The sequence below is a fragment of the Chlamydia crocodili genome (assembly GCF_018343815.1).
Taxonomy (GTDB): domain Bacteria; phylum Chlamydiota; class Chlamydiia; order Chlamydiales; family Chlamydiaceae; genus Chlamydia; species Chlamydia crocodili.
Genome location: NZ_CP060791.1, coordinates 639,391 through 666,050, shown reverse-complemented (window position 1 = coordinate 666,050; position 26,660 = coordinate 639,391). Strand labels below are relative to the sequence as shown.

The window sequence follows — 26,660 nt, the reverse complement described above, 5'->3', positions numbered from 1 at the left end:
CACGTTCTCCTAAAAAAATTATTTCTTCTTACCTGCGACCGTTTTACGCTTGCCTTTACGTGTTCGAGAATTTGTTTTTGTTCTCTGTCCTCTTACAGGCAATGAAAGACGATGTCTTTGTCCACGATAAGCGTGTATAGAGATCAATCTTTTAATATCTGACTGCACACGACGTCGCAAGTCTCCTTCAACTACATATTCTGATTGCAAGAGAGAATTGAGGCGACCTATTTCTTCTTCCGTCAATTCAACAGCCCTAGCTTCAGGATTCAATTGCAACTTTGCAATAATCTCTTCAGAAAGAGCTGGCCCTATCCCATAAATATATGTAAGACTTATTTTTAATTTTTTCTTCGCAGGAATATCAATTCCAATGATGCGTGGCATACGTAGGGCCTCCCTTAAAGTAGTATAAGCATCTTAGGTCAAAAATTGTTATTTTTCAATGCCTTCCTTTGGAACGATCTTTTTTCAAAAAACTATCGTACCGACGCATAAGCAAAAAGGCATCTACTTGTTTCATCGTATCTAAAACCACACCAACTACAATCAACATTGCTGTTCCGCCTAAAAAATAACTCACATTGGCATCTACATGAAGAACGCGTCCTAAAATAGATGGCAAAATAGCAATAATAGCTAAAAAAACCGCTCCTAATAAAGTAACACGGTTCATGGTGTATTCTAAATATGTTTGTGTAGGCTTCCCTTGTCGAATTCCAGGAATGAAAGCGTTATTCTTTTTCATTTCAGAAGCAATTTGTTCAGGATGAAACTGGGTTGCTGTCCAAAAATAAGTAAAAAATATTATAAGCAGAACATAACATGAAGAATATACCCAGCTACCTGGGGATAACATCATAGCAATTCGCTTAAGCCATGAAGAATCCGAAGACATGAATTGCCCTATAGTCGCAGGAAACATTAGCAAAGACGAAGCGAAAATAACAGGTATAACGCCCGCATAGTTTACCTTCAGCGGCAAATAGGATCCTCCTCCGGGGATTTCTCTCCTACCAATTACTCTCCGTGCATATTGCACGGGGATTTTTCTCACACCTTCAATAATCAATATTGTCGTGACGAGAACGAATATAAAAATAAAACTTAATAAAAGCAGTGAGAACAAACCTAGTTGAGAGGGATCTTGAGAACCAAGGTTTAACTTACTTACTATTGACCCCAAAACAGAAGGGAAGGAAGCTAAAATCCCAAGACTGATAATCAAGCTAACGCCATTACCAATACCTTTATCAGAAATCTGTTCACCTATCCACATGAGCAGCAATGTTCCTGTCGTCATAACAATAACTGTTGTCATATAGAATATCCAGGGAGCTCCAAATAGCTTAGACGACAACAAAGTTGGAAGAACAATACCTGGAATAGACATATTCATTTTTAAAGCAAACTTAGCGAAAAGTAATGATTGAATAACTGCTAAGCCAACCGTAAATAGACGGGTTAATCTACCAATCTTTCTTTTGCCTTGATCGGGACTCTCACGCATTTCCCTTTGTATTGAGGGCATAAATACTAAAAGAAGTTGAACTATGATAGATGCAGAAATGTATGGAACCACGCCTAAGGCAATAACTGTCATTTGTGCAAAAGCACCCCCAGAAAAAATATCAGCTAACTGAAATAAATTCTGACTAGAACCTAGTAACTGTTTAAAATAAGCTACGGCGCGTTCTCCATTAATTCCTGGGACAGGGATGAACACACCAACTCGGCAGGCCGCAAGTAAAGCAAAGGTAAAAAATAACTTTTGTCTTAACTCAGCAATGGAAAATATCTGTCGTAAAGTTGTCATAATCGGGCCTGAAAAATTTTATCTTTAAGCAACACCAATAAGGTGTCGTACTCCTTGAGACAATACTACGTTAGCGTCCTTCCAGATAAACGTTTTCTCTAATTCGCCTTTAACAATCACTTTCACTCTAATCGCATGCTTATCTATTGCTCTTTTTTGTTTTAAAGCATCTAAAGTAATTTCTTCTCCTTCATTGAATAAAACATTCAAGCGTTGAGTAGTAATTTCTTCCACGCATTTATCAAAACGTTTATGAGAAAATCCTCTTGTAGGGACTCTTCTATAAAGAGGCACTCCGCCTCCCTCATAACCAAATCGACGCTTATAACCAGAACGGCTTCCGTCTCCCTTATGGCCTCGGCAACTTGTTTTACCATGACCTGAGCCAGGACCACGTCCTAATAATTTTGTTCTTCTCTTTCTTGGTGAAGGATCTTGTAACGATTCTAATTTAATCATGTGTCACTCTTCTCCTTTGTAAAACGTCTTTCCTGCTAGAAAGACTCAAGAGAGCTTTAAAAGCAGCCTTTACTTGATTCATAGGGTTGTTTGAGCCTAAACTCTTAGCAACAATATTTTTGACTCCAGCCATTTCCAAAATCAAACGAATACGTGAACCCGCCACAATTCCAGTTCCCGGTTTAGCAGGCTTCAAAAGCAGTTGAGCTCCGTCTTGATCAACTAGAACTTCATGAGGAATAGAATCACCTTCCAAAGATTGAATTGTAATTAAATTCTTTCTCGCCGCTTCTCCACCTTTGCGAATAGCATCTGTTAATTCATTTGCTTTGGCAAAACCGTAGCCCAAGCGTCCCTTACCGTCACCCACCAAAATAAGTGCGGAAAAACTAAATTTACGACCGCCCTTGACTACTTTTGAACAACGATTGACAACAAGAACTTTCTCCTCTAGCTGATCTTCTTTGTGAGAATTCTTTGATAACGTCATCTCTTAAACCTTCATTAAAACTGTAATCCGCCTTCTCTAGCACCATCAGCCACCATGGCAATAACTCCATGATATTTGAAAGGACCACGATCGAAAACAACTCGATCCACCTGAAGACTTTTCCCTATCTGGGCAATTTGGGTTCCTAACGTTTTAGCAACGTCTTGATTCTTTTTAATTAATCCGGAAGCCTTACTTGATTTCGCCATAGTTGAGACAGAAGCCAAAGTTTTGCCAATAGAATCATCAATTAATTGTACATAGATATGCTTGTTAGTCTTCACAACAGACAAACGAGGCTTTAAAGAAGAGCCCCTTAAGACTTTACGCACTCTTAAAGCCCTACGAATCTTTTTTTCAGACTTTTTGAATAACGAATTTTCCATAACCTAACTCTGCCTTGCTACACTATTTTTTACCTGTTTTTGCCGCTTTCCCAGCCTTACGACGAACATATTCGTTCTCATAACGGATACCTTTACCTTTGTAGGGCTCAGGACGACGTTTGGCACGGATACTAGCGGCAAATTCTCCAACTAGCTGCTTATTTATTCCTTTCACTGAAATCAGAGTGTTCTTTTCAACAGTAACCTGAAGTTCCGCAGGAATAGGCATTTTCGTAGGATGAGATACTCCGATAGACAAATCTAAAATAGATCCTTGAACAGCGGCTCTAAAGCCAACTCCAATCATTTCCAATCGCTTCTCAAAGCCTGCGCTGACTCCTTGAACCATATTAGAAATTAAAGCCCAAAACAAACCTTGCATACGACTTGGTCTATCAACGACACCAGGAGCTGCATGAACAAAAACTTCCTTGTCTTTGATATCGACAACCACTTCTGGTGCTAATACTTGTTTTAAAGAGCCCTTAGGACCTTTTACTAAGATTTCATTATTTTGAATGGAGACCTCTACTCCTTGAGGGAGCACAATAGGGTCTCGAGCTTTACGAGACATTCCTTACCGTCCTATAAATTCTTTTATCCTGTTACCAAACTAAACAGAGTAGTTCGCCACCAATATTTTTAGCCCTAGCTGTCGATCCATCCAACACCCCTTGAGATGTGGAAAGAACAGAAATACCCATATTTCCGAAAACATAAGGAATCTTTGCGGCGGGAACATAAACCCTTCTAGAAGGCTTAGAAACTCGCTTTAATTGGCGTATCACAGGCCTGCGGTCATTACTATATTGTAAAAAGATACGCATTGTGCGTTTGCGATTCTCTTCTTTCACTAAATAATGAGCCAAAAACCCATGTTGCTTTAGAATTTTTACAATCGCTTCACGCATCTTGCTGTGCTCTAAATCCACATACAAATGCTCTGCCTTCAAAGCGTTTCGGATTCGTGTTAATAAATCGGCTATAGTATCACTTGTCATGCCCATACTGATCTTATATCTCCCCTATTGAGCCTTCTTAAAGCGCAAACCCATCAACTCTAAAAGAGTAGTGCATTCAACATCTGTTTGTGCTGTAGTTACCCAAGTAATATTCATTCCTTGAGTTCTCTTAACGCGATCTAAATCTACTTCAGGGAAAATCTGCTGATCATCTAGTCCCAATGAATAACACCCGCGCCCATCTCCTTTATTCGAGAAACCACGAAAGTCACGAATTCTAGGAGAGACTATATTGCAAAAACGATCCATAAAATCGTACATACGCTGACCACGTAAAGTTACTTTAGCACCAATGCCTTGTCCTTCACGAAGTTTAAAACCTGCGATAGAATTTCTAGCCTTTGTAACCAAAGGTTTTTGTCCGGAAATCATAGAAAGTTCTTCTAAATGAGCCTGAAAAAGATTTTTATCTTTAGCTGCTTCAGCAAGACCCATACTTATAACAATTTTTTTAAGAACAGGAATTTGCATGGTATTTCCATACCCAAACTTTTCTTGGAGGGACTTTCGGATCTCTTCAGTATATAGTTTTTTTAACCTGCTCATATTAACCTTTTCTCTCTTTCACAGAACGATATAGTTTAGAAGTGCCATCAGGAGATCTATTCCATAACTCTCGTCCGTTTTTAGTAACTTTGACAGAAAGTTTTGCCGGAGCACCATCTATACTTAAACGCACGTTAGAAACATGTATCGGGGCTTCAATATTAATCCTTTTACCCTTAGGATTTTCTTGACTGCGTTTGATATTTTTCGTACGAACGTTGATTCCTTCAACGACCACTTTATTTTTTTCTCTAAGACAAGATAAAACTTTACCCTGCTTTCCCTTGTCGTTCCCGGCCAGCACATAAACCGTGTCGCCAACACAAACACTATGTCTTTTCATATCTTTTCTTATCCTTAAATCACCTCAGGAGCCAAAGAACTAATTTTCACGAAGCCACGATCTCGAATCTCTCGAGCTATCGGACCAAAAATTCGTGTTCCTTTGGGATTTCCTTTCTCATCGATAATCACACAGCTATTAGTATCGAATCTTAAAGAAGAACCATCTTTTCTAAGAATATCGCGACGCGTTCTAACAATCACAGCTTTAACCACGTCACCCTTTTTAATAGAGCTATCGGGTTCAACATCTCTAACGGAACACACAATGATATCACCCACTGTAGCGTAACGTCTGCGAGATCCGCCTAAGACTTTAAAACACTTTACTTTTTTAGCTCCGGTATTATCGGCAACTTTTAATTGACTTTCTTGCTGAATCATAACTGCATCTACCCAACGTTGCTAATCTACCAAATTAACTTATACGCTCAACAACACGCCATCTTTTCAATTTAGACATAGGTCGCGTTTCTTGAATTTTAACTTTATCGCCTTCAGAAACGTCTAAACCATTATGCGCATAGTACTTTTTAGAGTCTCTAACAACTTTAGCATACTGAGGATGGGAGAATATTCTTTCTACTCGAACAACTACGGTTTTATCCATTTTTGATGAGACAACAACACCAACTTTGGTTTTTCTAAGGCCTCTTGCTTCACTAGCCATCGATTTTTCCCTCTTTTTCTTGTATGACCGTCATAGATCGAGCTATGTTTTTCTTATACATAGAGAACAAGTGCGCCTTAACTACTTTATTCTGTAAAGCAGACTCAGCTCTTAAAGAAAAAAGCGCTTTCTTATTTTCATGGATAAATGCGTCTAGCTCAACTCGACTTTTCTCTCTAAGCTCAGCCAATAATTTTTTCTTTGCTGCCATATACTTATACCCTTTCGACCCGCTTCACAAAACGTGTCCTTATTCCTAACTTTGCTGCAGCTCTTCTTAAAGCATCCTGAGCATCTTCTCTCGAGACATTAGCCACTTCAAAAAGAATTCTACCTGGACGAACGACTGCCACCCAATGATCTGGAGCACCCTTACCTTTACCCATACGAGTTTCTGCCGGTTTCTTAGTCACGCTTTTATCGGGGAAAACACGAATCCAAACTTTTCCCTTACGTTTTAAATATCTATTGATAGCAACCCTGCAAGCTTCTATTTGTCGGCTAGTCACCCAACCTCTTTCTAAGGTCTGCATTCCAAACTCGCCAAAGTCAACAAAAGTAGCCCCCTTGCTTAGGCCTGCAAATTGACCCTTTTGCTGTTTGCGAAATTTTGTTCGTTTAGGCATCAACATAATAATTCACACACACTTGTTTACAGCTATTGTGCAGCTGGAGCCGCAGCACCAGCAGTAGCATTAGCCGTAGAGGTTTTTTCCCCAAGATTAATCCAGACTTTTACGCCGATAATTCCATAAGTAGTCTCTGCGGATGCTGTGGCGTAATCAATATCAGCTCTCAATGTATGCAGAGGAACACGACCATTTTTATACCATTCAGAACGGGCAATCTCAGCGCCTGCTAATCTTCCAGACACTTGTATTTTAACACCGATAGCTCCAGCATCCATAACAGATTGCATAGCTTTTTTCATAGCACGTCTAAAAGAAACACGGCGTTCAATTTGTCTAGCAATATTGTCTGCTACTAATTTTGCATTCAATTCAGGGCGCTTAATTTCTGCTATTTCTACCCAAACCTCTTTACCGGTAAGCTTTCTTAGTTCTTCTTTTAAAAGATCTACCTCTGCTCCTTTCTTTCCGATAACTAATCCTGGACGAGCTGTTTGAATTGTAACTTCAATTTTGCCGCTCATACGTCTTACAACAAAGCCTGCGGCCCCTTGACAAGAAGGTTTTTTTCTTAAATGTTCTCGAATTTTAACATCTTCAATAAGAAATTTACCAAATTCTTGATTGTTTCCGTACCACAGGGAGCGCCATTTTTTAGTGACACCTGTACGAAAACCAATTGGACATCCTTTCTGACCCATAACTTCTCCTACCGCTCCTTCTCACCAACAATAACAGTCAAGTGACTAGTGCGTTTTAAAATTGGGGATCGTCCTCCCCGACTTTTCGATTTAGCTCGCTTATGCACAGGGCCTGCATCTACTCTGACTTCGATAACGCTTAATTGCTCACGTTTCACGTTCTGATTAAGCTCAGCATTAGCTACAGCACTGTCTAAAACTTTCTTTAGACATCTTCCAGCTTTTAACTGAGAAAAACTCAACTGTTGCTGAGCTTCTTTAACACTTAAATTTCTCATAAGCCCGGCAGCTAGTCGAGCCTTGCGAGGCTGAACCCGTATATAGCGGGCGGTCGCTTTAAACATGACATGTCTCCTTTAGACTTACCCTTTCTTCACGGGATGACTTTTAAATATTCTTGTTGGGGAAAATTCTCCCAACTTATGTCCTACCATAGTTTCTGAAACAAAAACTGTTAGAAACTTTTTTCCGTTATGAACTTCAAATGTGTGGCCAATCATTTCAGGAGTAATCATAGAACGACGAGACCAGGTTTTAATTGGAGATTTCTTCTCCAGCAAGTTCATAGCACGTACTTTTTTTATCAGATGGTGATCAACAAAAGGACCCTTTCTTAACGATCTACTCATAATCCCTATTTCCTACGATCTTTAACTATCCACTTATTGCTTTTACGCTTGTCACGAGTTTTTAATCCTTTCGTGACTTTACCCCAAGGAGTACGTGGGATATAACCATTATGACGGCCTTCACCACCTCCATGAGGGTGATCGACAGGGTTCATAGCAGTACCACGAACAGTTGGGCGAACGCCTTTCCATCGCTTTCTTCCTGCTTTACCATCAACACATAAATTGTGATCAGAATTAGAAACTTCGCCGATAGTAGCTCTACAACCTTCATTTAACATGCGGAATTCGCCTGAAGGCATTTTTAATGTAACGTACCCTGGAGTCTTAGCAATAACTTGAGCAGCCAAACCTGCCGATCTTACTAATTTTCCTCCAGAATGGGGTCTCATTTCAATGTTATGAACGGTTGACCCTAAAGGCATGCTTTTTAAAGTCATGCAACAACCCACCTTAAAAGGGCTGCCTTCTCCAGAGATAACTTGATCTCCTCTTTTTATGCCTTTTGGAGCAAGTATATAACGTTTTTCTCCATCAGCATAACTCAATAAAGCAATATAGGCAGAACGGTTTGGATCATACTCAACAGAAACCACCTTAGCTTCAATACCGTCTTTGTTACGCTTAAAGTCAACAACTCGGTATAGACGTTTAGCCCCTCCACCACGGTGACGGCAGGAAATGTGACCTAAATTATCACGACCACCTGAACTCTTTTTGAAAAATGACAACTTTTTATTTGGCCGCACACTTTTTCTAGTTCCTTTCCCCGATAACTCTCCTTGCCTGGTTAGCTCATCAAAAGCCGGAAGAACCAACTGTCTAGTCCCTGGAGTTACTGGCTTAAACTTTTTAAACATGTTTTTCTTCCCTCTAATAGATTACCCGATAGAATGGCCTTCATAGAAGGTCACAACTGCCTTCTTAAATCCTGCAGTCTTTCCTTTTCGTTTTCCACGAAACATTCGGGCTGGCTGAGGCTTCACACATATCGTGTTTACACTTTTAACTTTTACTTTTTTATCTGCATAAATAGATTCCAAAGCTTGAGCAATTAAAGGCTTAGTGGCATCACAAGATACAACAAATGTATATTTTGGATGCTTACAGAAACTACCTTTCTTTTTGCCCTCACCATTCCCAAGACTCAAACCTTCTAAGGTTTTAGCCTTCTCGGTTACATAATGCCGTTTGACTACATCATAAGGATCTTTCATGTCCTAATTTTCCCTTTTAATCTTTCGTTCCAGAAATAAGATGCCCGGTGAGCCCTTTTAGAGCCTTTTCGGAAATCACTATATTATGGGCAGAGGCTAGATCGTATCCATTGATATTCATTCCATACGTAAAACCACGCACAGCAGGCAGATTTCGCAAACTTAACCTTAAACCTTCATTGTTTTGAGCATGATCTAAATGATCAATGAAAAGAATTCCACGACACTCTACATTACAAGATTTTAAAAACCTTAAAGCTTCTTTTGTCTTTGGAGAAGATAAACTACTTGTGAATACGCTGTCATCAGCCACAATCAATCGATTTGTTTGGATCTTCTGAGATAACAACAAACGAATAGCTGCTCTTTTTTCTTTTCTATTAATACGAACATGTTGATCAAACTTAGGTTTGGGGCCAAAAACAATGCCCCCTCCACGAAACTGAGGAGAAGCTAAACACCCCTGACGGGCATTTCCTGTGCCTTTCTGTCTAAAAGGCTTTTTAGTAGAATGACTAACTTCTGAACGATTTCTCGTACATGCGGACCACTGTCTCTTGTTAGCTCGAATAGCCACAAGATAGTCTTTCACTAGTTGAAGTCCATTTCCTTCTTGAGCAAAAAAGGCATCCGGTAATTCAACCTCTCCTATTTTACTCCCAGAAAAATCAAACTTTGATAATAAAACCATTAGAACCTCTTCTGTATTACCCTTTTGCTCTGGAAGAACGTCTTACGACAACAACAGAACCTCTAGGACCAGGGATCGCCCCCTTCACTAGTAATACTTTTTTCTCTAAATCTATTCTTACTACTTCTAAATTCTTAACGGTTACGTTGACAGTACCCATATGACTAGGACGCTTACTTCCAGGGAAGCACCGTCCAGGAGTTGACCGCATTCCTATAGAACCAGCATGGCGATGAAATCCGGAACCATGAGTTTTAGGACCTCCGCGGAATCCGAATCTTTTCATGACCCCTTGAAATCCTTTACCCTTAGAAACACCACTAATATCCACAGAAGATATGTCTTCAAGAACTTCTAAACCAAATTCGCTTCCTAAAGAGACTTCATTTATAACATCTTCGGAAAGACGAACTTCTCTTAATAAACCAAAAACACGAGAACCCGACTTCTTAAAATGGCCGAGTTTAGGCTTATTCATACGTTTTTCTAATGTCTTTTCTGGAACATTGATTTCATTTGCGCCCATCTGAATAGCATTGTAACCATCAGTTGAATCAACTTTTATTTGAGTAACAACATTGGAACCCACACTAATTACCGAACACGCAACCAGATTTCCATCTTTGTCAAAGACATGAATCATGCCTTCCTTTTTTCCCATTAAGCTAAGCTGAGATCGCATATAATTACCCATTAATACAATGGTTGTCCGCACTCAAGTGAGAGCAACCAGGCAAGTCGTTTTAGCATTTTTACTCGTAGAATTCCCTAAAAAGAAAAGGAGCCTTTTCCTTAAGAAAATAAAGGGAGAGGTTATCAGAGGGAGAAGATTTTTACAATAAGAAAAAGCGGGAACGCCTTAATGAGAGAAAGATAAAAAGTTATTATAAAATCTTAGTTTACTAATAAATAAAAAAATCGCTTCTAGGTTTTCTAGAAGCGATTTGCAATATTGTCTTAGACTGACAAATCTTTTTCTTACGAATTGGACCAGACGCTGTAAAGACCAATACCACTGGAAATTGTAACCGCTCCCGATGTCACGGCCAATCGAACTGGAGCAGCAAATGGGAAAGGAATTAATTTGAATATATCAGCGATCAATTCAAATGCTTTTTCTAGAATTCCAAGTATTGTCTTTTTAACAGCTTTGAAGTGCGATTCTTTTAACTGTTCAGATACTTGACTATAAACTTCAGGATCCATCGTCTCTGTCGTTCTAGCGTTTAACAATCCGTCAGAGGCACGCTTATATGCACGGTTTTCATAGAGCAAGGACGCAGCTCCACCAATAACACCTGCAGCGTGGTTTGCTGTCATCAGATACGTTACACTATTGCCGAGACCCGCCTTTGCTTCTGAAGAAAGGAAAGGCTTATTAGCCAGTTTGTTCGCCAAGAGTATCGGACGGCTGATACCAAATGTTGTGATGTAAGTAGCCGCACCAATCGCAGAACAACCCTCTTTAATCGCGGCCAACGCGTGGTCACTTTTAGTGAGGTAGATTTTGTTATAAGGTAAGCCTCTCTCTGCATTGCCAAGATCGTACTCCGGCTCTGAAGCAAAACATTTCTTAATATGGTTAAAACAATTCTTAGAGGAGTTAACACATCCAGGAATTGAACCGTTCAATACGTTAGCTAAAGCTACAACAGATCTAGATGTACTTAAAGTCCCGGCCACATTTTTAGCCACTTGAAGAGAAGCTCCTGTATTTCCAGAACTTTCTATAACGCCGCAGCTAAATTCTGATACCGATTTAGCAAATTTAAACGCCTTATCTAGGTTTTTTGTACTACCAACAAAGCGTGCTAAATGGTTATTTCCATTCGTAAAAAATTGTTTAATGCAATTGCCAGCGTCGCCTCTCCTAACCCCTTGCATTGCTGTTTGCATAAACACGTTTCTACTGCCCATAAGTAGGCTAGCTACACGTGGTGTTGCAGATGCCATATCCACCTCCCTAAAATTAAAAGGTTTTAGCAAAAAGATAACCGTTTTAAGTCGCAATTATAACACATTAGCAACTTAATAAACTAAATTAACTTGACTAATATTGAAATTAATTGGTTGTGTGAAAAGATAATTTTAATTTATGACTAGAATGTCCATTCAAAAAAGTTTTTGAATCCATTGCTCCCTTGCCCTCAGGCTGGATTTCGCGTAAACAGATAGCTCCTTCGGCACATGCAACAAGAAGTTCTTGGTTATCTGATACAATAATATCCCCAGGAGTGCCGTGAACACCCTTGTTAAAAACAAGAGAAGCCTTACGAATAACCAAACGTTTTTCTGGTTTATCTTGATAAGAGTAGAGTGTCCAGGCTCCAGGAGCCGGTGTAACACCTCGTATTTGAGCATATACTTTATCAGCAGGACGATCCCAAAGAACAAACCCCTCTTCCTTGGATAGCTTAGGAGCTATCGATGCCCTAGACGAGTCTTGAGGCGTATGAGAAATTGTTCCATTAGAGATCTGCTGTAAAGTTTTTATTAGAACTCCCCCCCCCTGAGCAGCTAAAGCCTCTGCAAGTTCTCCAGCTGTCATATCGGGACCTACAGGAACGTAAGACACACCGGCAATATCTCCGGTATCCATCCCTGCATCCATGCGAATTACAGTATTTCCAGACTGTGTAACTCCATCCATAATACAACGCTGTATAGGCGCTGCACCACGATATGCCGGCAATAGGCCCGCGTGCAAATTATAACAACCGCGTTTCGGGATATCTAAAACTACCTGACGCAAGATAGCTCCGTAAGCAACAACAATGAAAACATCAGCTTCAAAAACTCTAAGCTGTTCAATAAATTGCGGATCCGAGGCTTTTTCAGGTTGTAGAAGAGGAATATTCTTAGACAGGGCCAAGGTTTTAACAGGGGAAGGAATAGGTTGCGAAGAACGTTTTTGAGGCTTGTCTACACGAGTAACAACACCTATAACATTAACGTCGTTATGTAATAAATCTTCTAAAACTGTAGCGGCAAACTGTGGAGTGCCAAAATAAATAACCTTAAGACTCAACAAGAGCTCCTTCCTTCTCCACATTCTCCTCTTGTAAAGCATCCTTATCAGCCCCACGCTCTATTCCACGCTTACTTGGATTCTGACAAAAATGAATGAAATTTTGAACTTCAGGAATGTGGCCATATTCTTCTTGAGCTTCTAATAAAGATTCAGAAAAGCTATCTGCAGAGCGATAAACTTTTTTAAATACCTTGATTAAAGCTAAACGCGTGTCGAAAGAGACTTGGCGCCTTTGCAAACCAACCTTATTGATCCCGCCTAACTGATAAGGGTTTCCAGTGCCTATAGTATAGGGAGGAATATCCCTTCGGACACCGCTTAAAGCCCCGACCATAGCATGCGCACCAATACGAACGAATTGATGAACCCCTACCATTCCACCAATAATTGCGTAATCTTCTACAACAACATGACCAGCCAATTGCGCGTGGTTACTCAGGACCACATAATTTCCAATTGTACAATTATGGGCTACATGTGCCCAGGGCATAATAAGACAATTATTTCCTATAGAAACTGTCGTTCCTTCAAAAGTAGATGAAGTGATGATAGCAAATTCTCGAATCTCGCAATTTTCTCCTATAGCGACATAGGTTTTCTCCCCACGATATTTTAAATCTTGAGGTTTATTACCAATCATTGCGGATGGCCATATCGTTGTTCCTTTGCCTACAGTAGTGTACCCATCAATATATGCATAAGATTTAACAACTACATCATCACAAAGGGTCACCGTAGATTTAATAACAACATACGGCTCAATAACAACGTTCTTTCCGATTTTAGCCCCGGGTTCGATAATTGCCGTTGGGTGAATGTTCGTCATACGTCTCCGTTAATCTAAAGATTCCTTATCTACAAGAGCAAAGCTCAGCTCTCCCTCAGCGGCGACCTGAGCACCCACACAAGCTCGTGCCGAAGCTTTTCCTCCCTTCGACGAAATCAATGAAAATTCAGCGCTCAGTGTAAGAATGTCGCCGGGCCTAACTGCCTGACGAAACTTCGCTTTTTGTATTCCCAAAAACAAAGCTAACCTTTTATTTCTGTCGTTTTCTAAAACCAAGCCTAGCAAAACTCCGGCTGCTTGCGCTAAAGACTCTAATATTAACACTCCAGGCATAATGGGTGCTTCAGGGAAATGCCCTACAAAAAAAGGCTCGTTTATCGTTACATTTTTTTGTGCAACAATGGACCGTTTCTCTAAATCATAAGACAACACCTTATCCACAAGCAAAAAAGGATAACGATGTGGAAGTAAGTTTAATAATTCTCGTAATTTAATTACAGGCGCCTCTTTCATCTATCACTCATTTCTTAGGGTTGTAGCACTTCTAAAATCTTTCTACCCAAGGCAATGTTTGAGGAATGTCCTGATCCCACAGCAACAATATGAGCAACAAAAGGTCTTCCTACTAAAGATAGATCCCCTATCAAATCCAAAATTTTATGCCGTACAGGCTCATCTGAAAATCGCAATTGCCCAAGGCTGATAACACCATCGTCTTTAAAAACCACAGCATTTTCTAAACATCCTCCTCTAATCAAACCTCTATCCATCAAAAAACATAGCTCATTATATAGAGCAAATGTTCTACAAGGAGCGATCTCTTTACGAAAAGACTCTTCCGTGATGACGAAAGAACGATACTGCGTTCCTATAGTAGGGCTCTGAGGGTAATGTAGAGTGTAAGAAATCTTTAACTCATCGCAAGGAAATGCAGCGAGAAAAGTATCTTGGGTTTGATAGTACACAGGCTGAGATAGTCTCGCAATGGGAACTTTATCATTTTGTATACAAACACCAGCATCATCTATGAGCTGCATAAAAACATGAGAGCTCCCATCCCCTATCGGGATTTCCTCTTCACTACAACGAATAATGACATTGTCAATATTACTCGAACGCAAAGCAGCCATAAGGTGCTCAACAGTAGCAATAACAGAATCTCCTGAAGATAACGTGGTACTACGGCCTGTATTACATACATGAGGAAGCAGTGCAGGGATATGTTCTCCTAAAAGATCGGAGCGACAAAAGACTATACCAGTATTTTCTTTGGCAGGTTCTAAAGTTAAAGTCGCTGATTTTCCAAAGTGAATTCCTACACCTGAATAATGTACTTCGCGCTTTAACGTTCTTTGAGCTCGTTCTAACATGCAAAAACCTGACAAAGAGTGTTCGTATATTATCCTTTTTCTTTTTTAGCAAGCAAGCGATATCCAAAATAACAACCAATATACCCTAGGGATAACAAAGATATGAAAATCATAGGAAAATCTCCCCAAAATGCATAAAAAGTAGGATAATTTTGAAGAGGAAGAGTTATTTGTAAAACTCCTGGGGAAGCCTTCCGAGAATGCGTCTCATAAGGAAGCATTTTTATTATTCTTCCCAATGCATCTGCGGCCACAGTAATACCGGTATGACAAGAACGGACACAGGGTAGCCCCAATTCCTGATTTCGTAAAATGCCATGATAGAAATGTACCTGCGGCAACCTTGATGAAGGATACCACCCATCATTGGTTAAATTGACAAGAAACTTTGCTCCTTCTCGCTTATAATTGCGTAATAGCATTCCAAAAGTTTCTTCATAACAGATAGAAACTCCCATTCGTGGCAAATTTTCTACCTCTATAACTCCGGAACGCCCCCCGGGTATGCGTTGACAAGATAAAGCATATTCAGGGAAATATTTCTTACAAACCGACCAACCAAACTTTCCTCCGGGGATATACTCTCCCCCAGGGACTAAAACACGCTTATCATATCCAACCAGTTCACCGTGTTGAGAAATACATTCTGCGGAATTGTACAGATATAGTTTAGAATCCAGTTCCTCCCAACGCTCTAAACCCATAAGAACAGGGCAATTAAAGTGATCTGAAAGAGCTTGCATCCAATCTATATTGGCCAAAAGCTCATCTTTATGTTTAAAATATGTCAAAGGAGAGAGTATCACCTGACTATCGTCATAGGGATAGACTTTTCTATCTCTTCCAAAGGGAACAGAAACCTCAGGGAAAATAAGGAGATCTACAGGCTTTCGTACAATAGAAGAAAGGCTAATAAGCCTTTGCCAAGCCATCGCTGGAGATCCTGACCAAGGCCCTTCTAAAAGAGTTGTGGATGCTGGTTGCATAACAGCTATCCGTAGACTTTCCTCTTTTGAGAAAGTATTTTTGAGATATTCATAATGCAATCCTCCTAGAATATAGGGGAAAAGAAAACATCCTAACCAAGCTAGTCGTGCAAAGCGCTTTCCTAATAACAATCGATAAAAACTAATTCCTGTGGCTATTACAACAAAACTTTCTCCTGACCAGCCGAAAAAGCCTCCAAATTGGCGTCCGTAAGCGTTCGCGGTAATTGGCCAGCCTAAATAGTCCAATGACATTCCTGAACAGAGAAAATAAAATCTCACCATCTCGATGGCTACCCATAAACCAGGCAAACACCAAAGAATTTTTACATATTTTTTGCGTACTATATAAAATAATAAGCAAGAAAAAGCTGTAAATAGCAATGCCAATAAACTAATCAGCATGCCCCAAACAATATAGATAAATCTCCCAACATATAAATCTGAAAGCATCCAAGAAAAATGCACACTATTTATTGTGACAGACCAAAAAAATAATAGAGATAGTAACTGTCTCCAAGATAGATAGGGATTCTTTTGAGGTTCTAGACTATACCATAAAAATCCATAACCTGTGGCACTTCCCAATAAAGAGAAAAACCAACTCATATCAGGTTGAGCAAAAGCTATAAGTATCCAGGAACAAAGAAAACTAAGAATTCTGAACAAAACGTTCCTATTTATTCATATTCAATCGAGATTGTCTGCGCTGATCAGCTTCATCGTATCGGCGTTTTTCTTCAGGAGTTTCTGGAACAACCTGATGAACAGGAGTAGGAACGTTATTCTCATCTACTGAAACAAACGTAAAATAGGCAGAAGTAATATGACGTCTCTCCTGCTTATAAATGTTCTCTGCCCACACCTTAACCCCAACTTCTAATGAAGTCTTCCAAGTGCGATTAACAGCAGCCTTACAAATTAGATTTTCCCCCATATAAGCAGGGGCATAAAAACACAAAGCATCCACAAAAGCAGTTACGCAAATTCTTTCAGTATGTCTTTCTGCAACTACAAGCGCTAAACGATCTAACAAACTCATTAATAAACCACCGAATACAGTATTATTTGTATTTAGATCGTTTGGGAAAATCTTATAGATATGACCGTCGATACAACTGAAAGATACGGGCTTTTTCTTAAGCATTAAAAATTCCCCTAGGAAGAGACAACGCTTCCCACTTTTTGTTGGATAGTATCTTCAGACCTAAAGAAAATCAAGAGATTACTTGAAATGACATTTTTATTTCTTTAGTAAATCGAATTTCAAAAATTTCAAATAAACTTTTATAAATCAGATTTGTTCTATAATCCTATAAACGGATTATTGACCTGGGTGAAACCCGTACCTTTCTGCCGATGCTTGATTTCGTGTCTTATAGAAAATAGTAAATCTGCATCAAAATCCATTTTAGATGCCCACTGCAAATACGAAAGGGGAATTTCTGAGAAACAACGTCCTTTATGTTTACCTAAAGGCATATATTTCATCTTTATGGGTTTTGCCAACATCTGCTTAAGCTGCTCTATAGTTCGAAACCGCTTACAGAAATGTTTGAAAATATTGATGTTAATCTCTACATCTTTCATAGCTCGATGATTACCATCATAAGGAACATTGAAATGCACAGCTAAAGCTTCTAGCGAGTTGTTAGGGCTGTCTCCATACTCCTTTGCTAATCTCAAAGTGTCAATAATACAATATTTAGAAAGAAAGCTCTCCCCTACTCTCTCAGCTTCTTGAGTTAAGACTTGTAGATCAAACCCTACGCTATGTCCAACTATATAGTCTCCTTCTTTCAAAAAAGACTTAATTTTTGGAAATACCTCAGCAATCCTAGGCTGATCTTTTAACATTGCATCAGAAATACGATGTATTCTTTGTGATTCTGCTGAAATCACACGGTCGGGATTGATCAGAGTCTCCATAGAATCAATCACATTATCAAAAGTGAAACGCATTGCAGCAAATTCAATAATACGATCTTTTTTTACATCCAACCCAGTCATTTCACAATCTAGGCAAACAAAAACCGTATCTTTTAGTAAAGTCATGATTCTCTTTTATTCCTTCAGCAATTTTAACATTATCGATGGTGAGGCATCTATGCTCACTTCTCTTTGAGTAGTAATTAGCACATTAATCTGAATCTGCACCATCTCTCGAAATCGCGGTAACGTTATGTTTTCCGGCCATTCTATACATAAAACATCTTCTTCTTCAGCATCCTGAAAAAGATCTTGTTGATTTTCTCCGACAACATCTATGCGGTAGAAATCATAGTGGCAGATTCTTTGCAGCTCACTACCATACACATGTAAAAGAGAAAATGAAGGACTAGCGACTTCTTGAGCCAAAGCATCCCCCAAATATCCTTGTACAACGCCGCGCACAAATTCTGTTTTCCCTGCACCATAGTCACCAAACAATAACAAAACAACTCCTTGAGGAAGTATTTTGCCAAGTTCGATACCTACATCTACAGTTTCTTGAGCAGAATTGGTTACTCTTCTGTATCTACCCATTGACTAATATATACATGAAAGGCTGTATCATCCGCCAAGCTTTCTACAAACTCAGCAATTTTTTCTTCGACGAGAGCATCTTGTAGTAAAGATAAGAAAGTACCTTCCAATTGGAACTTATTTTGATTTTGCACTTCTTCCAAAGTCATAGGGCGCAAATATGCAGAGGCAAAATCTTCTATAAGCGTTGGTAGGCTATGGAATAGTTTTCCTGTAATAGCAGAGGCAAAAACAGTTTTAACAATTGGCTCTTTAGGAGGAACTATGTATTCTTTGATCATACTTGGATCGTCGGACACAAGGAAACGTTTTACACGAACACCACTTTGGCGCTCTGTATTCTGAGGACAGGAAGACAGCCAATCATAAATAGCGTCTTGAGGATCAGCATACACGTTGTCAGCAAACACCTTCCCAGTGAAAGGACAAATATAGATTCTTTTTGTGTGTTCATTAACTTCTGGTTTCCCAGAGCAAATTTGTATCTCTGTTTCGCGCCAAATCTTTTTGTCTTCCTCAAGAATTCGAATAGCATCTTCTGGAGTTTTAAAAATGATTTTGTCACGAACGAAAACCACAGGATTTATATTTAGAGCTTGTTCTAGATAAAATAGATACGTGGCCAACAATTCTGGTGCTTTTTGTTTTCCCAAAAACTGGAGAAGTTTCTGCTTGATACTTCCAGAAATATTCATGCTCATCCCTTTTTCAGCTAATGAAGCAAATTAAAAGTTTTCCCGGTTTACTGAAGAATTTTTATTTTCTAAAGCAATAAACTCAAGAATAGTTTAGCACTGTTTCACATTAAATCAATCATACTAGCATAACACGAGAATTATGTTGAACATAAAGCTACTAGCCGTTGCGAGAATTAAAAAGATAAATTGATTATTCGCAATAAAGTGAAGAGTAGTGTTACTGAATGATACTTTTAAGACTATGGCTGGGACATTTTATTGAACGTATCGCAATGAAACTAGAGGAACCCAAGAACAACATTGGGAAATAATTTTTATTATTTAGAGTTTTAAAGCCATGACGTCAATATTCTCAAGTTAAATACCCACATCATGGCTCTTCTATTATTGCAACGTGTTAATAAAAGTTATTAAATATCCAAAGAACCGTTTATTTTTGTCCTCTATTAACACACCCGCTAGGATCTACTGTGTAAGTCCCGGAACCTTTATTTACCGTCACACAAGCGTCTAAAGTAGATAAACAGCATCCTAAACATAAAACTAAAAATATTAATCTCATTTAATCCTCCACCCTAAATGTTTTATCGAACATATCAAAAGCTTCCTGAAGTTTTGGATGTTCGCCTGCATGTTCCTTTAGGAAAAGCTTTATCTCTTCTAGATTTTGAAAAAATTGTTTCATATTCTCAGAAGTTTCATGTTGTTCCGTTTCCATAACATTCCTTGAAAATTTTTAATCTTAAAACTGTCTATAACAGACTCTCAAAGCATTTCAAATCAAATGATTAAAAACAATTAGAAGATCTTAATAAATATGAATAATCTAAGTAGGGATGTCTGAAGGTTCTTTTAATACAAATATCTTGCATAGGCAGTCAAACACCCTCTGATTATCCTCAATAAAGAATCTCAGAAATAGATAAGAGATTTCTCTCTTTTCCTTTGAAAAAGTTTCTGAATTGTGTTTTTTTTAACCTATGTCTACAATCTGCCTTCAGGCAGCTATGGCGGAACCGGTAGACGCGCTAGATTCAGGTTCTAGTGAGCTTAGGCTCATGGAAGTTCAAGTCTTCTTAGCTGCAAGTAAAATTCAAAATGAATACCCCGAACTTATTGGAGAATTATGGTCAAAGTCGTATCTGCTGAAAATTTCAATTCCTTTATCGCCACGGGCCTAGTACTTATAGATTTTTTTGCTGAATGGTGTGGCCCTTGCAAAATGCTAACTCCCGTATTAGAAAGTCTTGCAACAGAAGTCCCCTCAGTGCTCATTGGAAAAGTAAACATAGATGACCATCCTGCACCAGCAGAACAGTACGGTGTTTCTTCAATTCCTACTCTAATTCTATTTAAAGATGGGAAAGAGATCGATCGTGTAGTCGGACTAAAAGACAAGGATTCTTTGATTAAGCTAATTAATCAGCACTCTTAATCCCCGTTACGAATACAAGCACTTTGATTATTTTGTCGAACTGCTTCAAAAAGCACTACACCCACAGTTGTTGCTAAATTCAGAGACCTGATTCCAGGCTTCATGGGCAAGTAATAACAGTGGTTGTGGTATTTTTTTAATACCTCTTCAGGCAAGCCCTTTGATTCAGAACCAAAAACATATACACCATCCATAGGAAGAGAAACATCCCCATAGTATTGTGAACCTTTGGTTGAAAGACAGAACACTTTGTTTTGATCTACTCCGGATAGAGCTTCGTCTAAAGAATCCACAACAGATAGATTGACCTTATCCCAGTAATCCATTCCTGCGCGCTTAACAAATTTATCCAGCAAAGAAAACCCTAGGGGCCTCACTAAAATTAATTCAGCACCTAGAGCTATACAAGTTCTTCCTATATTCCCCGTGTTTTGGGGAATATCAGGATTATAGAGAACTACTTTCATGAAGCCGTATTTTTATTCTCTGTATTTTTTGTGGCTACAGAATCATCTGTAGTTTCAATTAAACTAATTTCAAAAATCAATAGAGAGTTTGGAGGTAATTGACCGGCGGTTCCGTAGGCTAAATCAGGATGAATATAAAGGATACGAGTTTCACCTTCTTTCATGCCCTGCATTCCTAAGGCAAATCCTGGTATTGTTTGTCCTAAAGGAAGAAGGATGGGTTCTTTATTAGCTTCTGAGCTGCTAAATACTTGACCATTAATAAAAGTGCCTTTGTAATGAAGAAGTGCCGAAGGCTTACCTGAAATGGCTTTCCCAGCACCTTCTTTTACAATACGGTATTGCAATTTATCAGCCTGCACTTCCACAACACCAGCATTTTTCTTATTCTCTTGTAGGAATCTTTCTGCTAGGGAGAGATTTTCTTTCGCTTTCTTCTCGAAAACCAATTGCTGTATTTCTGCCATTTTTTCCTCATATTCTGATTCAGTTAAAGGTGCGCTTTTGCATTCTAACTCAGCTTGCAAACCTTTAGCAACCTCAGTGATATCCATCATGATATCTTCTGATTTGCGTAACTGTCTTGCTAGCAAATGACCGAAAGTGCGCGATATCTGTTGATTTACAGAAAGTTGTGAATCATTAGCAGTGCTTTTTTCCCCAACTTGTTCTGTTTGGTCCCCACCTTGAGAACTCGAATCACAGGAAGCAATGGAAAAGGACACAACCATTGTTATTATAATTAAATGCCATCGTTTTTTCATATTTTCTCTCCTATGGTTGTAGCCTAGACACTCACATTATGTGATGCCATGCACCTAAAATAGGTATAAAATTATTTAAGAAGTTACCTTAATATTTAGTTCTTTTAATTGGGAAGTCATAATTTCCGCAGGCGCATTCATCATTAAATCTGCAGCCTTTTGAGTTTTTGGGAAAGCTATCACTTCTCGAATACCTTCAGCTCCTGTCAGCACCATCATAATACGATCTAAACCTAAAGCAATTCCTAAATGTGGTGGTGTGCCAAAACTTAAGGCATCTATAAAGAAGCCGAATTTTTCTTTTATACTCTCTGGAGATAACTCTAAAATAGAAAATATTTTATTTTGCAAATCTGCATTATGGATACGTTGTGATCCGGAAGCTATTTCATATCCGTTAAGAACCAAGTCATAACTCGAAGAACGTACGGATAAAGGATCTGTATCCAATAAAGGAATATCTTCATCTAAAGGAGAGGTAAACGGATGGTGTTCCGAACATATCTTTCCATCTTCTTTAGCAAATAGCGGAAAATCTGTAATCCAAACAAAATTGTATTGTGATTCGTTATATAAATTACGCTCTTTAGCAATCAACCTACGTAAATGATCCAAAGATTGGTTAGCTACAGATTCTGGAGCTGCTATCAAAAGTAAGATGTCATTATCTTCAGCTCCGAAGTCCGCAAACATAGCTTCAAAAACTTCTTCAGAAGCAAATTTAGCAACATTAGAAGCTAGACCATTTTCCTGCTTCTTAATCCAAACCAATCCCATAGCGCCATAGCGCTTCACAAACTCTGTGTAAATATCAAGCTGTTTACGCGAAATATCCGCACCACCAGGGACACAAAAACCTTTTATTGAGCCTCCTTGTGCAAGTTGATCTAAAAATATAGAGAAAGAAAATTGCTTTGCGTGCTCTCGACAATCATGTAATTGCAATCCAAATCGAAGATCTGGTTTATCTGTTCCATACAAATCTTTTGCTTCTTGATACGTCATTCTGGGCAGGGGAAGATCTATTCTAATTCCCTGAACAGCAAACATTTCAACTACTAGTTGTTCAATAATAGGGAAAAGATCCTCGGGAGTAGCAAAACTCATCTCAATATCAATTTGAGAGAATTCAGGTTGACGATCAGCTCGGAGATCTTCATCTCTAAAGCAAGTAGCTATTTGAAAATATCGATCTAAACCACCCACCATAAGAATCTGTTTAAATAGTTGTGGCGACTGAGGCAAAGCATAAAAACTTCCAGGATATATTCTAGAAGGAACTAGATAATCTCTAGCTCCTTCAGGAGTAGATTTACCTAGAACAGGAGTAACAACCTCAGTGAAACCTTGCCCATCCATATATTGACGGCAAGCCAACATAACCTTATGACGATAGATCAACCGGTCTAAAATCTGACCTCGACGCATATCTAAATAACGATATTCTAATCGCAATTCCTCATTCACATGGATATGCTCATCAGAGATAGAAAAAGGCAGATTTCTAGCTCTTGACAAAATATCCACTTTTTCAATATCTACTTCAATGTCACCTGTAGCTAAATTAGAGTTTTCCATACCCTCTAAGCGTCGGCATACAGAGCCTTCTACAGACAAGACCCACTCCGAGCGAACAGAATCAACTAGCTGATGTAATTCAGGTTTCTCATCTTCACGACAGACTATTTGTGTAATCCCAAAACGATCTCGTAAATCTATAAAAACGACACCCCCATGATTACGGTAACGATGTACCCATCCGGATACGCGTACACGTTCTCCAACATTGCTTAGGGACAACTCATTACAACGATGTGTTCTGTATTTCATATAGCAACCTTTGCTCTATCTCTTGCTTTGAACCAGAGAATTCTTGACGTAAAGACATATTTTTAACGGTCAATTCCTCAGAAAGCAATTCTCTTTCTCCTATTGGACAAACAAAAGTTACTTTCTCTGCATCTGCTGTTTTTAAAGCGATTTTCAATTTCTTGTGTGTCCAATCTACTTCTGTAGGGATTCCCAAACTACGTAAATGTTGCGCCCAAACAAAACAAAAAGAATCTGCTTCCGAATCAACAGGAATCAAACGCAATTTCTGGGAAGATGGAAGAGTTAGATCTCCTTGGGCTAATAATGTTTGAATCACCCTTTCTAGACCAACTCCAAAACCACAAGCAGGAGTAGCTGGCCCCCCAGATGCACCAATCAATCCATCATAACGTCCACCTCCTCCCAAAGCATAGGAGTGGCCTCCGAATGTCGTGACCGCTTCAAAAACTACATCGGTATAGTAATCTAAACCTCGAACCAATCTTGGATTAATAGAGTGAGGAATATTCAAAATGTTTAAAGCAGAAAGAATTTCATCAAAATACTTTCGATCTTCATCCGAAATATAGTCAAGAATCGGAGGCGCGGATTTAATAATCTCTTGGTCTTCTGGTTCTTTAGAATCTAATATTCTCAATAGATTTGTATTAAACCTTTCCTTGCTTAAAGAAGATAAGGAGTCTAAATATTGGAGAAAATATTCGCGCAAAACCTGATCATAGCGCTTACGCGTGATCTCTCCACCTAAAAAGTTTAATTGAATTTGCATGTGTTGCAAACCTACTGCAGAATAAAAATGCCAAAGCAAACTTAGAACTTCCGCATCACGAAGAGGATGTCGCACTCCTATAGCTTCTAAACCGAATTGATGGTGCTGACGGTATCTTCCCGATTGTTGACGCTCATAACGGAACATAGGAAGGATATAATAAAACTTATTGTCGTCGCGTTGACTCATAGGATTATCTATGAATGAGCGTACTATCGGAGCTGTTCCCTCAGGCCGTAGTGTTAATGACCGTCCTTTCTTATCCAGAAAAGTATACATTTCTTTTCTTACAATGTCGCTTTGCTCTCCAACATGTAAAAACACCTCAGACTTTTCGAAAACAGGTGTACGGATCTCTGAAAACCCATATAAATCACATACTTCATGAATAACATCTTCCACCCGATGCCATAAGGAAGTATGTCTCCACATATGTTTTGCATCAGTAATATAAGGGAATATATCGAAAACCCCTTTAGGTAAAGCTACTTTCACCGTATGTCTTTAATTTTAATTAAACAATTTCAAGAGTAGAATATCTCAAATTCAGATAAAGAGCAAAATTAAACCCGTCCTACACAAGAGTCAAAGGATTCACAAAAGAGGGCTCTATAATCTCTTGATGAGGAAATTCACATTCTCGAATATACGTTTGCGATATTGTTTTCCAAATTTTAGCCTCAAAGGATCTTGCTTCTTTAGTATCTTGAATGCCTATTGGAGTTAAAAACAAACTTGCGAACAGTATAATTATTCTTTTCATAATACGGTTCTCTAAGCCATTTGCTTCATTTTTTTGGTAGCGATAAAAATTAAAATAGAAAGATGTAAACTCGGATATTAATACGTCAATTTATACTAAAATAAGCAACTGAAAACTACAATTAATCAATGTTTACGCACGCTACAACATGTTATTACGTTCTTGTTTTTTCATTGGCCATATGTTAACCTGAGGTCTTCCCTATTCTACTGAAACTATATTAAATATTTAAACATGAGATCTTATGATGAATATTTGGACCAAATTCTTTCAGCCTCCCAAGCACATTAAAGAACTTGATGATCCAGAATTAGTCAAAAAACAATACAAGTATTGGAGAATTCGAATCTTCTACAGCATGTTTATAGGGTATGTCTTCTACTATTTCACAAGGAAGAGTTTTACCTTTGCCATGCCCACACTGATGACGGACCTTGGTTTTGATAAAGCACAATTAGGAATCATCGGAAGTACTTTATACATCAGCTATGGCGTTAGTAAATTCGTTAGCGGTGTCATGTCTGATCAGTCAAATCCTCGTTATTTCATGGCGTTGGGTTTAATTATCACAGGACTTACGAACATTTTCTTCGGAATGTCCTCTTCAATCTTGTTATTTGCTTTATGGTGGGGGCTTAATGGTTGGTTTCAAGGATGGGGCTGGCCTCCATGTGCTCGTCTACTAACTCACTGGTATTCAAAATCTGAAAGAGGCACTTGGTGGAGTGTGTGGAGCACTTCACATAACATTGGTGGAGCTTTAATTCCTATTCTTACGGGATTTGCTATTGATTGTTGTGGTTGGCGTGGGGCTATGTTTATCCCAGGCGTACTATGTATTATCATGGGATTTGTTTTAATCAATCGTCTTCGTGATACACCACAATCCTTAGGTCTTCCTGCCATTGAAAAACATAGGAAAGAACAGGAGTCTCATAAGCATGAAGAAACAACGGCAGATATTTTAGAAGAAGAAGCTGAAAAAGAATTATCTACTAAAGAAATTCTCTTTACCTATGTTCTGAAGAACAAGTGGATCTGGTTACTATCTTTTGCTTCATTTTTCATTTACGTTGTTCGTATGGCTGTAAATGATTGGAGCGCGTTATTCTTGATTGAGACAAAACGTTACGTTGCTGTTAAAGCTAATTTCTGCGTTTCTCTATTTGAAATCGGTGGGCTTTTCGGTATGTTAATTGCCGGATGGTTATCTGATAAGATTTCCAAGGGCAAGCGCGGTCCGATGAATGTTGTATTTTCTTTAGGATTATTATTTTCAATTTTAGGCATGTGGTATGGTCGAAATCAAGATATGTGGTGGTTAGACGGCACCTTACTCTTCGTCATTGGTTTCTTCCTATTTGGGCCTCAAATGATGATTGGTTTAGCGGCTGCGGAATTATCTCATAAAAAAGCTGCTGGGACCGCTAGTGGTTTCGCAGGTTGGTTTGCTTATTTTGGAGCAGCATTTGCGGGCTATCCTTTAGGGAAAATCGCACAAGATTGGGGCTGGAGAGGTTTCTTCATTGCTCTTCTAGGTTGTGCTTTAATTGCTTTGGTTTTATTCCTTCCTACATGGAATGCCTCCGAGAGAAGTTTACAAACTAAAAAGTAATGTGGGTTGACACGAGGG

At 38.9% G+C, this 26,660-nt stretch carries 38 protein-coding genes and 1 tRNA gene; 3 read left to right on the top strand and 36 right to left on the bottom strand.

All coding sequences use genetic code 11. From position 1 onward, the window contains the following. Positions 1–18 precede the first annotated feature (18 nt). The 31 genes from rpsM to H9Q19_RS02830 form a co-directional block, all read right to left on the bottom strand. Positions 19–387 carry a 30S ribosomal protein S13 gene (gene rpsM, locus H9Q19_RS02980; protein ID WP_011006085.1) on the bottom strand — a complete coding sequence of 123 codons (369 nt, stop codon included), beginning with the start codon at positions 385–387 and terminating at the stop codon, positions 19–21. 55 nt (positions 388–442) lie between these two features. After that, on the bottom strand, positions 443–1,816 hold the full coding sequence (gene secY, locus H9Q19_RS02975; RefSeq protein WP_213240159.1) for a preprotein translocase subunit SecY: 1,374 nt from the start codon (positions 1,814–1,816) through the stop codon (positions 443–445). A gap of 24 nt (positions 1,817–1,840) precedes the next feature. Next, positions 1,841–2,275, bottom strand: a complete 435-nt coding sequence (gene rplO / locus H9Q19_RS02970; protein ID WP_213240157.1) for a 50S ribosomal protein L15 — start codon at positions 2,273–2,275, stop codon at positions 1,841–1,843. Next, positions 2,268–2,765 carry a 30S ribosomal protein S5 gene (gene rpsE / locus H9Q19_RS02965; protein ID WP_213240155.1) on the bottom strand — a complete coding sequence of 166 codons (498 nt, stop codon included), beginning with the start codon at positions 2,763–2,765 and terminating at the stop codon, positions 2,268–2,270. Before rpsE ends, rplO begins: the two co-directional genes overlap by 8 nt. Positions 2,766–2,779: 14 nt before the next feature. Then, complete coding sequence (gene rplR / locus H9Q19_RS02960; RefSeq protein ID WP_213240153.1) at positions 2,780–3,151, bottom strand: 50S ribosomal protein L18; 372 nt, start codon at positions 3,149–3,151, stop codon at positions 2,780–2,782. A 22-nt stretch (positions 3,152–3,173) separates the two neighbouring features. After that, positions 3,174–3,725: a 50S ribosomal protein L6 gene (rplF, locus tag H9Q19_RS02955; RefSeq protein ID WP_213240151.1), complete on the bottom strand. Its 552-nt coding sequence runs from the start codon at positions 3,723–3,725 to the stop codon at positions 3,174–3,176. A gap of 31 nt (positions 3,726–3,756) precedes the next feature. Beyond that, positions 3,757–4,158 (bottom strand): 30S ribosomal protein S8, encoded by a 402-nt coding sequence (gene rpsH / locus H9Q19_RS02950; protein WP_213240149.1) that lies wholly within the window; start codon positions 4,156–4,158, stop codon positions 3,757–3,759. Positions 4,159–4,176: 18 nt separating this feature from the next. Beyond that, positions 4,177–4,719: a 50S ribosomal protein L5 gene (gene rplE / locus H9Q19_RS02945; RefSeq protein WP_213240147.1), complete on the bottom strand. Its 543-nt coding sequence runs from the start codon at positions 4,717–4,719 to the stop codon at positions 4,177–4,179. Position 4,720: 1 nt separating this feature from the next. After that, positions 4,721–5,062, bottom strand: a complete 342-nt coding sequence (rplX, locus tag H9Q19_RS02940) for a 50S ribosomal protein L24 (protein ID WP_213240146.1) — start codon at positions 5,060–5,062, stop codon at positions 4,721–4,723. Positions 5,063–5,076: 14 nt separating this feature from the next. Continuing rightward, entirely contained in the window at positions 5,077–5,445 is a 369-nt protein-coding gene (rplN, locus tag H9Q19_RS02935) for a 50S ribosomal protein L14 (RefSeq protein ID WP_011006076.1), read from the bottom strand. A gap of 34 nt (positions 5,446–5,479) precedes the next feature. Beyond that, positions 5,480–5,731 carry a 30S ribosomal protein S17 gene (rpsQ, locus tag H9Q19_RS02930; RefSeq protein WP_213240144.1) on the bottom strand — a complete coding sequence of 84 codons (252 nt, stop codon included), beginning with the start codon at positions 5,729–5,731 and terminating at the stop codon, positions 5,480–5,482. Then, positions 5,724–5,942 (bottom strand): 50S ribosomal protein L29, encoded by a 219-nt coding sequence (gene rpmC, locus H9Q19_RS02925; RefSeq protein WP_213240142.1) that lies wholly within the window; start codon positions 5,940–5,942, stop codon positions 5,724–5,726. The genes rpsQ and rpmC overlap by 8 nt, the downstream gene beginning before the upstream one ends. Before the next feature lie 4 nt (positions 5,943–5,946). Continuing rightward, on the bottom strand, positions 5,947–6,363 hold the full coding sequence (gene rplP / locus H9Q19_RS02920; protein WP_011006073.1) for a 50S ribosomal protein L16: 417 nt from the start codon (positions 6,361–6,363) through the stop codon (positions 5,947–5,949). A gap of 26 nt (positions 6,364–6,389) precedes the next feature. Next, positions 6,390–7,061, bottom strand: a complete 672-nt coding sequence (gene rpsC, locus H9Q19_RS02915) for a 30S ribosomal protein S3 (RefSeq protein WP_117273790.1) — start codon at positions 7,059–7,061, stop codon at positions 6,390–6,392. An 8-nt stretch (positions 7,062–7,069) separates the two neighbouring features. Further along, complete coding sequence (gene rplV / locus H9Q19_RS02910; RefSeq protein ID WP_213240139.1) at positions 7,070–7,405, bottom strand: 50S ribosomal protein L22; 336 nt, start codon at positions 7,403–7,405, stop codon at positions 7,070–7,072. A gap of 18 nt (positions 7,406–7,423) precedes the next feature. Then, positions 7,424–7,690, bottom strand: coding sequence for a 30S ribosomal protein S19 (rpsS, locus tag H9Q19_RS02905; RefSeq protein ID WP_011006070.1), 267 nt, complete (start codon positions 7,688–7,690; stop codon positions 7,424–7,426). 5 nt (positions 7,691–7,695) lie between these two features. Then, positions 7,696–8,550 (bottom strand): 50S ribosomal protein L2, encoded by an 855-nt coding sequence (rplB, locus tag H9Q19_RS02900; protein ID WP_213240137.1) that lies wholly within the window; start codon positions 8,548–8,550, stop codon positions 7,696–7,698. A gap of 21 nt (positions 8,551–8,571) precedes the next feature. After that, positions 8,572–8,907, bottom strand: a complete 336-nt coding sequence (locus tag H9Q19_RS02895; protein ID WP_213240135.1) for a 50S ribosomal protein L23 — start codon at positions 8,905–8,907, stop codon at positions 8,572–8,574. Between the two features lie 16 nt (positions 8,908–8,923). Beyond that, a complete protein-coding gene (rplD, locus tag H9Q19_RS02890) occupies positions 8,924–9,598 on the bottom strand; it encodes a 50S ribosomal protein L4 (RefSeq protein WP_213240133.1) in 675 nt (224 codons plus the stop codon). 16 nt (positions 9,599–9,614) lie between these two features. Beyond that, positions 9,615–10,280, bottom strand: coding sequence for a 50S ribosomal protein L3 (gene rplC, locus H9Q19_RS02885; RefSeq protein ID WP_213240132.1), 666 nt, complete (start codon positions 10,278–10,280; stop codon positions 9,615–9,617). 296 nt (positions 10,281–10,576) lie between these two features. Next, on the bottom strand, positions 10,577–11,551 hold the full coding sequence (locus H9Q19_RS02880) for a CT529 family inclusion membrane protein (RefSeq protein WP_213240130.1): 975 nt from the start codon (positions 11,549–11,551) through the stop codon (positions 10,577–10,579). Between the two features lie 109 nt (positions 11,552–11,660). Further along, a complete protein-coding gene (gene fmt, locus H9Q19_RS02875; protein ID WP_213242041.1) occupies positions 11,661–12,626 on the bottom strand; it encodes a methionyl-tRNA formyltransferase in 966 nt (321 codons plus the stop codon). Next, positions 12,616–13,455 (bottom strand): acyl-ACP--UDP-N-acetylglucosamine O-acyltransferase, encoded by an 840-nt coding sequence (gene lpxA / locus H9Q19_RS02870; RefSeq protein WP_213240128.1) that lies wholly within the window; start codon positions 13,453–13,455, stop codon positions 12,616–12,618. The genes fmt and lpxA overlap by 11 nt, the downstream gene beginning before the upstream one ends. Before the next feature lie 9 nt (positions 13,456–13,464). Next, on the bottom strand, positions 13,465–13,929 hold the full coding sequence (gene fabZ, locus H9Q19_RS02865) for a 3-hydroxyacyl-ACP dehydratase FabZ (RefSeq protein WP_213240125.1): 465 nt from the start codon (positions 13,927–13,929) through the stop codon (positions 13,465–13,467). A gap of 14 nt (positions 13,930–13,943) precedes the next feature. After that, the gene (gene lpxC, locus H9Q19_RS02860) at positions 13,944–14,786 is read right to left on the bottom strand and encodes a UDP-3-O-acyl-N-acetylglucosamine deacetylase (protein WP_213240124.1); all 843 of its coding nucleotides are present in this window, start codon (positions 14,784–14,786) and stop codon (positions 13,944–13,946) included. A 29-nt stretch (positions 14,787–14,815) separates the two neighbouring features. Continuing rightward, positions 14,816–16,441 carry an apolipoprotein N-acyltransferase gene (lnt, locus tag H9Q19_RS02855; RefSeq protein WP_213240122.1) on the bottom strand — a complete coding sequence of 542 codons (1,626 nt, stop codon included), beginning with the start codon at positions 16,439–16,441 and terminating at the stop codon, positions 14,816–14,818. Positions 16,442–16,448: 7 nt separating this feature from the next. Then, a complete protein-coding gene (locus H9Q19_RS02850; RefSeq protein WP_117273779.1) occupies positions 16,449–16,919 on the bottom strand; it encodes an acyl-CoA thioesterase in 471 nt (156 codons plus the stop codon). Positions 16,920–17,077: 158 nt separating this feature from the next. Continuing rightward, the gene (locus H9Q19_RS02845) at positions 17,078–17,827 is read right to left on the bottom strand and encodes a putative quorum-sensing-regulated virulence factor (RefSeq protein ID WP_117273778.1); all 750 of its coding nucleotides are present in this window, start codon (positions 17,825–17,827) and stop codon (positions 17,078–17,080) included. A gap of 9 nt (positions 17,828–17,836) precedes the next feature. Beyond that, a complete protein-coding gene (tsaE, locus tag H9Q19_RS02840) occupies positions 17,837–18,298 on the bottom strand; it encodes a tRNA (adenosine(37)-N6)-threonylcarbamoyltransferase complex ATPase subunit type 1 TsaE (protein WP_213240119.1) in 462 nt (153 codons plus the stop codon). Further along, complete coding sequence (locus tag H9Q19_RS02835) at positions 18,277–18,993, bottom strand: DUF2709 domain-containing protein (protein ID WP_213242039.1); 717 nt, start codon at positions 18,991–18,993, stop codon at positions 18,277–18,279. The genes tsaE and H9Q19_RS02835 overlap by 22 nt, the downstream gene beginning before the upstream one ends. A 565-nt stretch (positions 18,994–19,558) precedes the next feature. Beyond that, positions 19,559–19,714, bottom strand: a complete 156-nt coding sequence (locus H9Q19_RS02830) for a hypothetical protein (RefSeq protein WP_213240117.1) — start codon at positions 19,712–19,714, stop codon at positions 19,559–19,561. 283 nt (positions 19,715–19,997) lie between these two features. On the opposite strand from H9Q19_RS02830, the gene H9Q19_RS02825 reads away from it, so the two are divergent. Further along, positions 19,998–20,081: transfer RNA gene (locus H9Q19_RS02825), tRNA-Leu, on the top strand. A 41-nt stretch (positions 20,082–20,122) separates the two neighbouring features. Continuing rightward, positions 20,123–20,431, top strand: a complete 309-nt coding sequence (gene trxA, locus H9Q19_RS02820) for a thioredoxin (RefSeq protein ID WP_213240115.1) — start codon at positions 20,123–20,125, stop codon at positions 20,429–20,431. On the opposite strand, the gene H9Q19_RS02815 is transcribed toward trxA, so the two are convergent. From H9Q19_RS02815 to H9Q19_RS02795, 5 genes are all read right to left on the bottom strand, one after another. Further along, a complete protein-coding gene (locus tag H9Q19_RS02815; protein ID WP_213240113.1) occupies positions 20,428–20,898 on the bottom strand; it encodes a tRNA (cytidine(34)-2'-O)-methyltransferase in 471 nt (156 codons plus the stop codon). The genes trxA and H9Q19_RS02815 overlap by 4 nt on opposite strands. After that, the gene (locus H9Q19_RS02810) at positions 20,895–21,662 is read right to left on the bottom strand and encodes an FKBP-type peptidyl-prolyl cis-trans isomerase (RefSeq protein ID WP_213240111.1); all 768 of its coding nucleotides are present in this window, start codon (positions 21,660–21,662) and stop codon (positions 20,895–20,897) included. Before H9Q19_RS02810 ends, H9Q19_RS02815 begins: the two co-directional genes overlap by 4 nt. A gap of 75 nt (positions 21,663–21,737) precedes the next feature. After that, positions 21,738–23,492 carry an aspartate--tRNA ligase gene (gene aspS, locus H9Q19_RS02805; RefSeq protein WP_213240109.1) on the bottom strand — a complete coding sequence of 585 codons (1,755 nt, stop codon included), beginning with the start codon at positions 23,490–23,492 and terminating at the stop codon, positions 21,738–21,740. Further along, positions 23,467–24,759, bottom strand: coding sequence for a histidine--tRNA ligase (gene hisS / locus H9Q19_RS02800; protein ID WP_213240107.1), 1,293 nt, complete (start codon positions 24,757–24,759; stop codon positions 23,467–23,469). The genes aspS and hisS overlap by 26 nt, the downstream gene beginning before the upstream one ends. A gap of 79 nt (positions 24,760–24,838) precedes the next feature. After that, positions 24,839–25,027, bottom strand: coding sequence for a hypothetical protein (locus H9Q19_RS02795; protein WP_213240104.1), 189 nt, complete (start codon positions 25,025–25,027; stop codon positions 24,839–24,841). A gap of 247 nt (positions 25,028–25,274) precedes the next feature. Here H9Q19_RS02795 and pgtP point away from each other — a divergent pair, with 247 nt between their 5' ends. After that, on the top strand, positions 25,275–26,642 hold the full coding sequence (gene pgtP / locus H9Q19_RS02790; RefSeq protein WP_213242037.1) for an MFS transporter: 1,368 nt from the start codon (positions 25,275–25,277) through the stop codon (positions 26,640–26,642). The last annotated feature ends 18 nt before the right edge of the window (positions 26,643–26,660 follow it).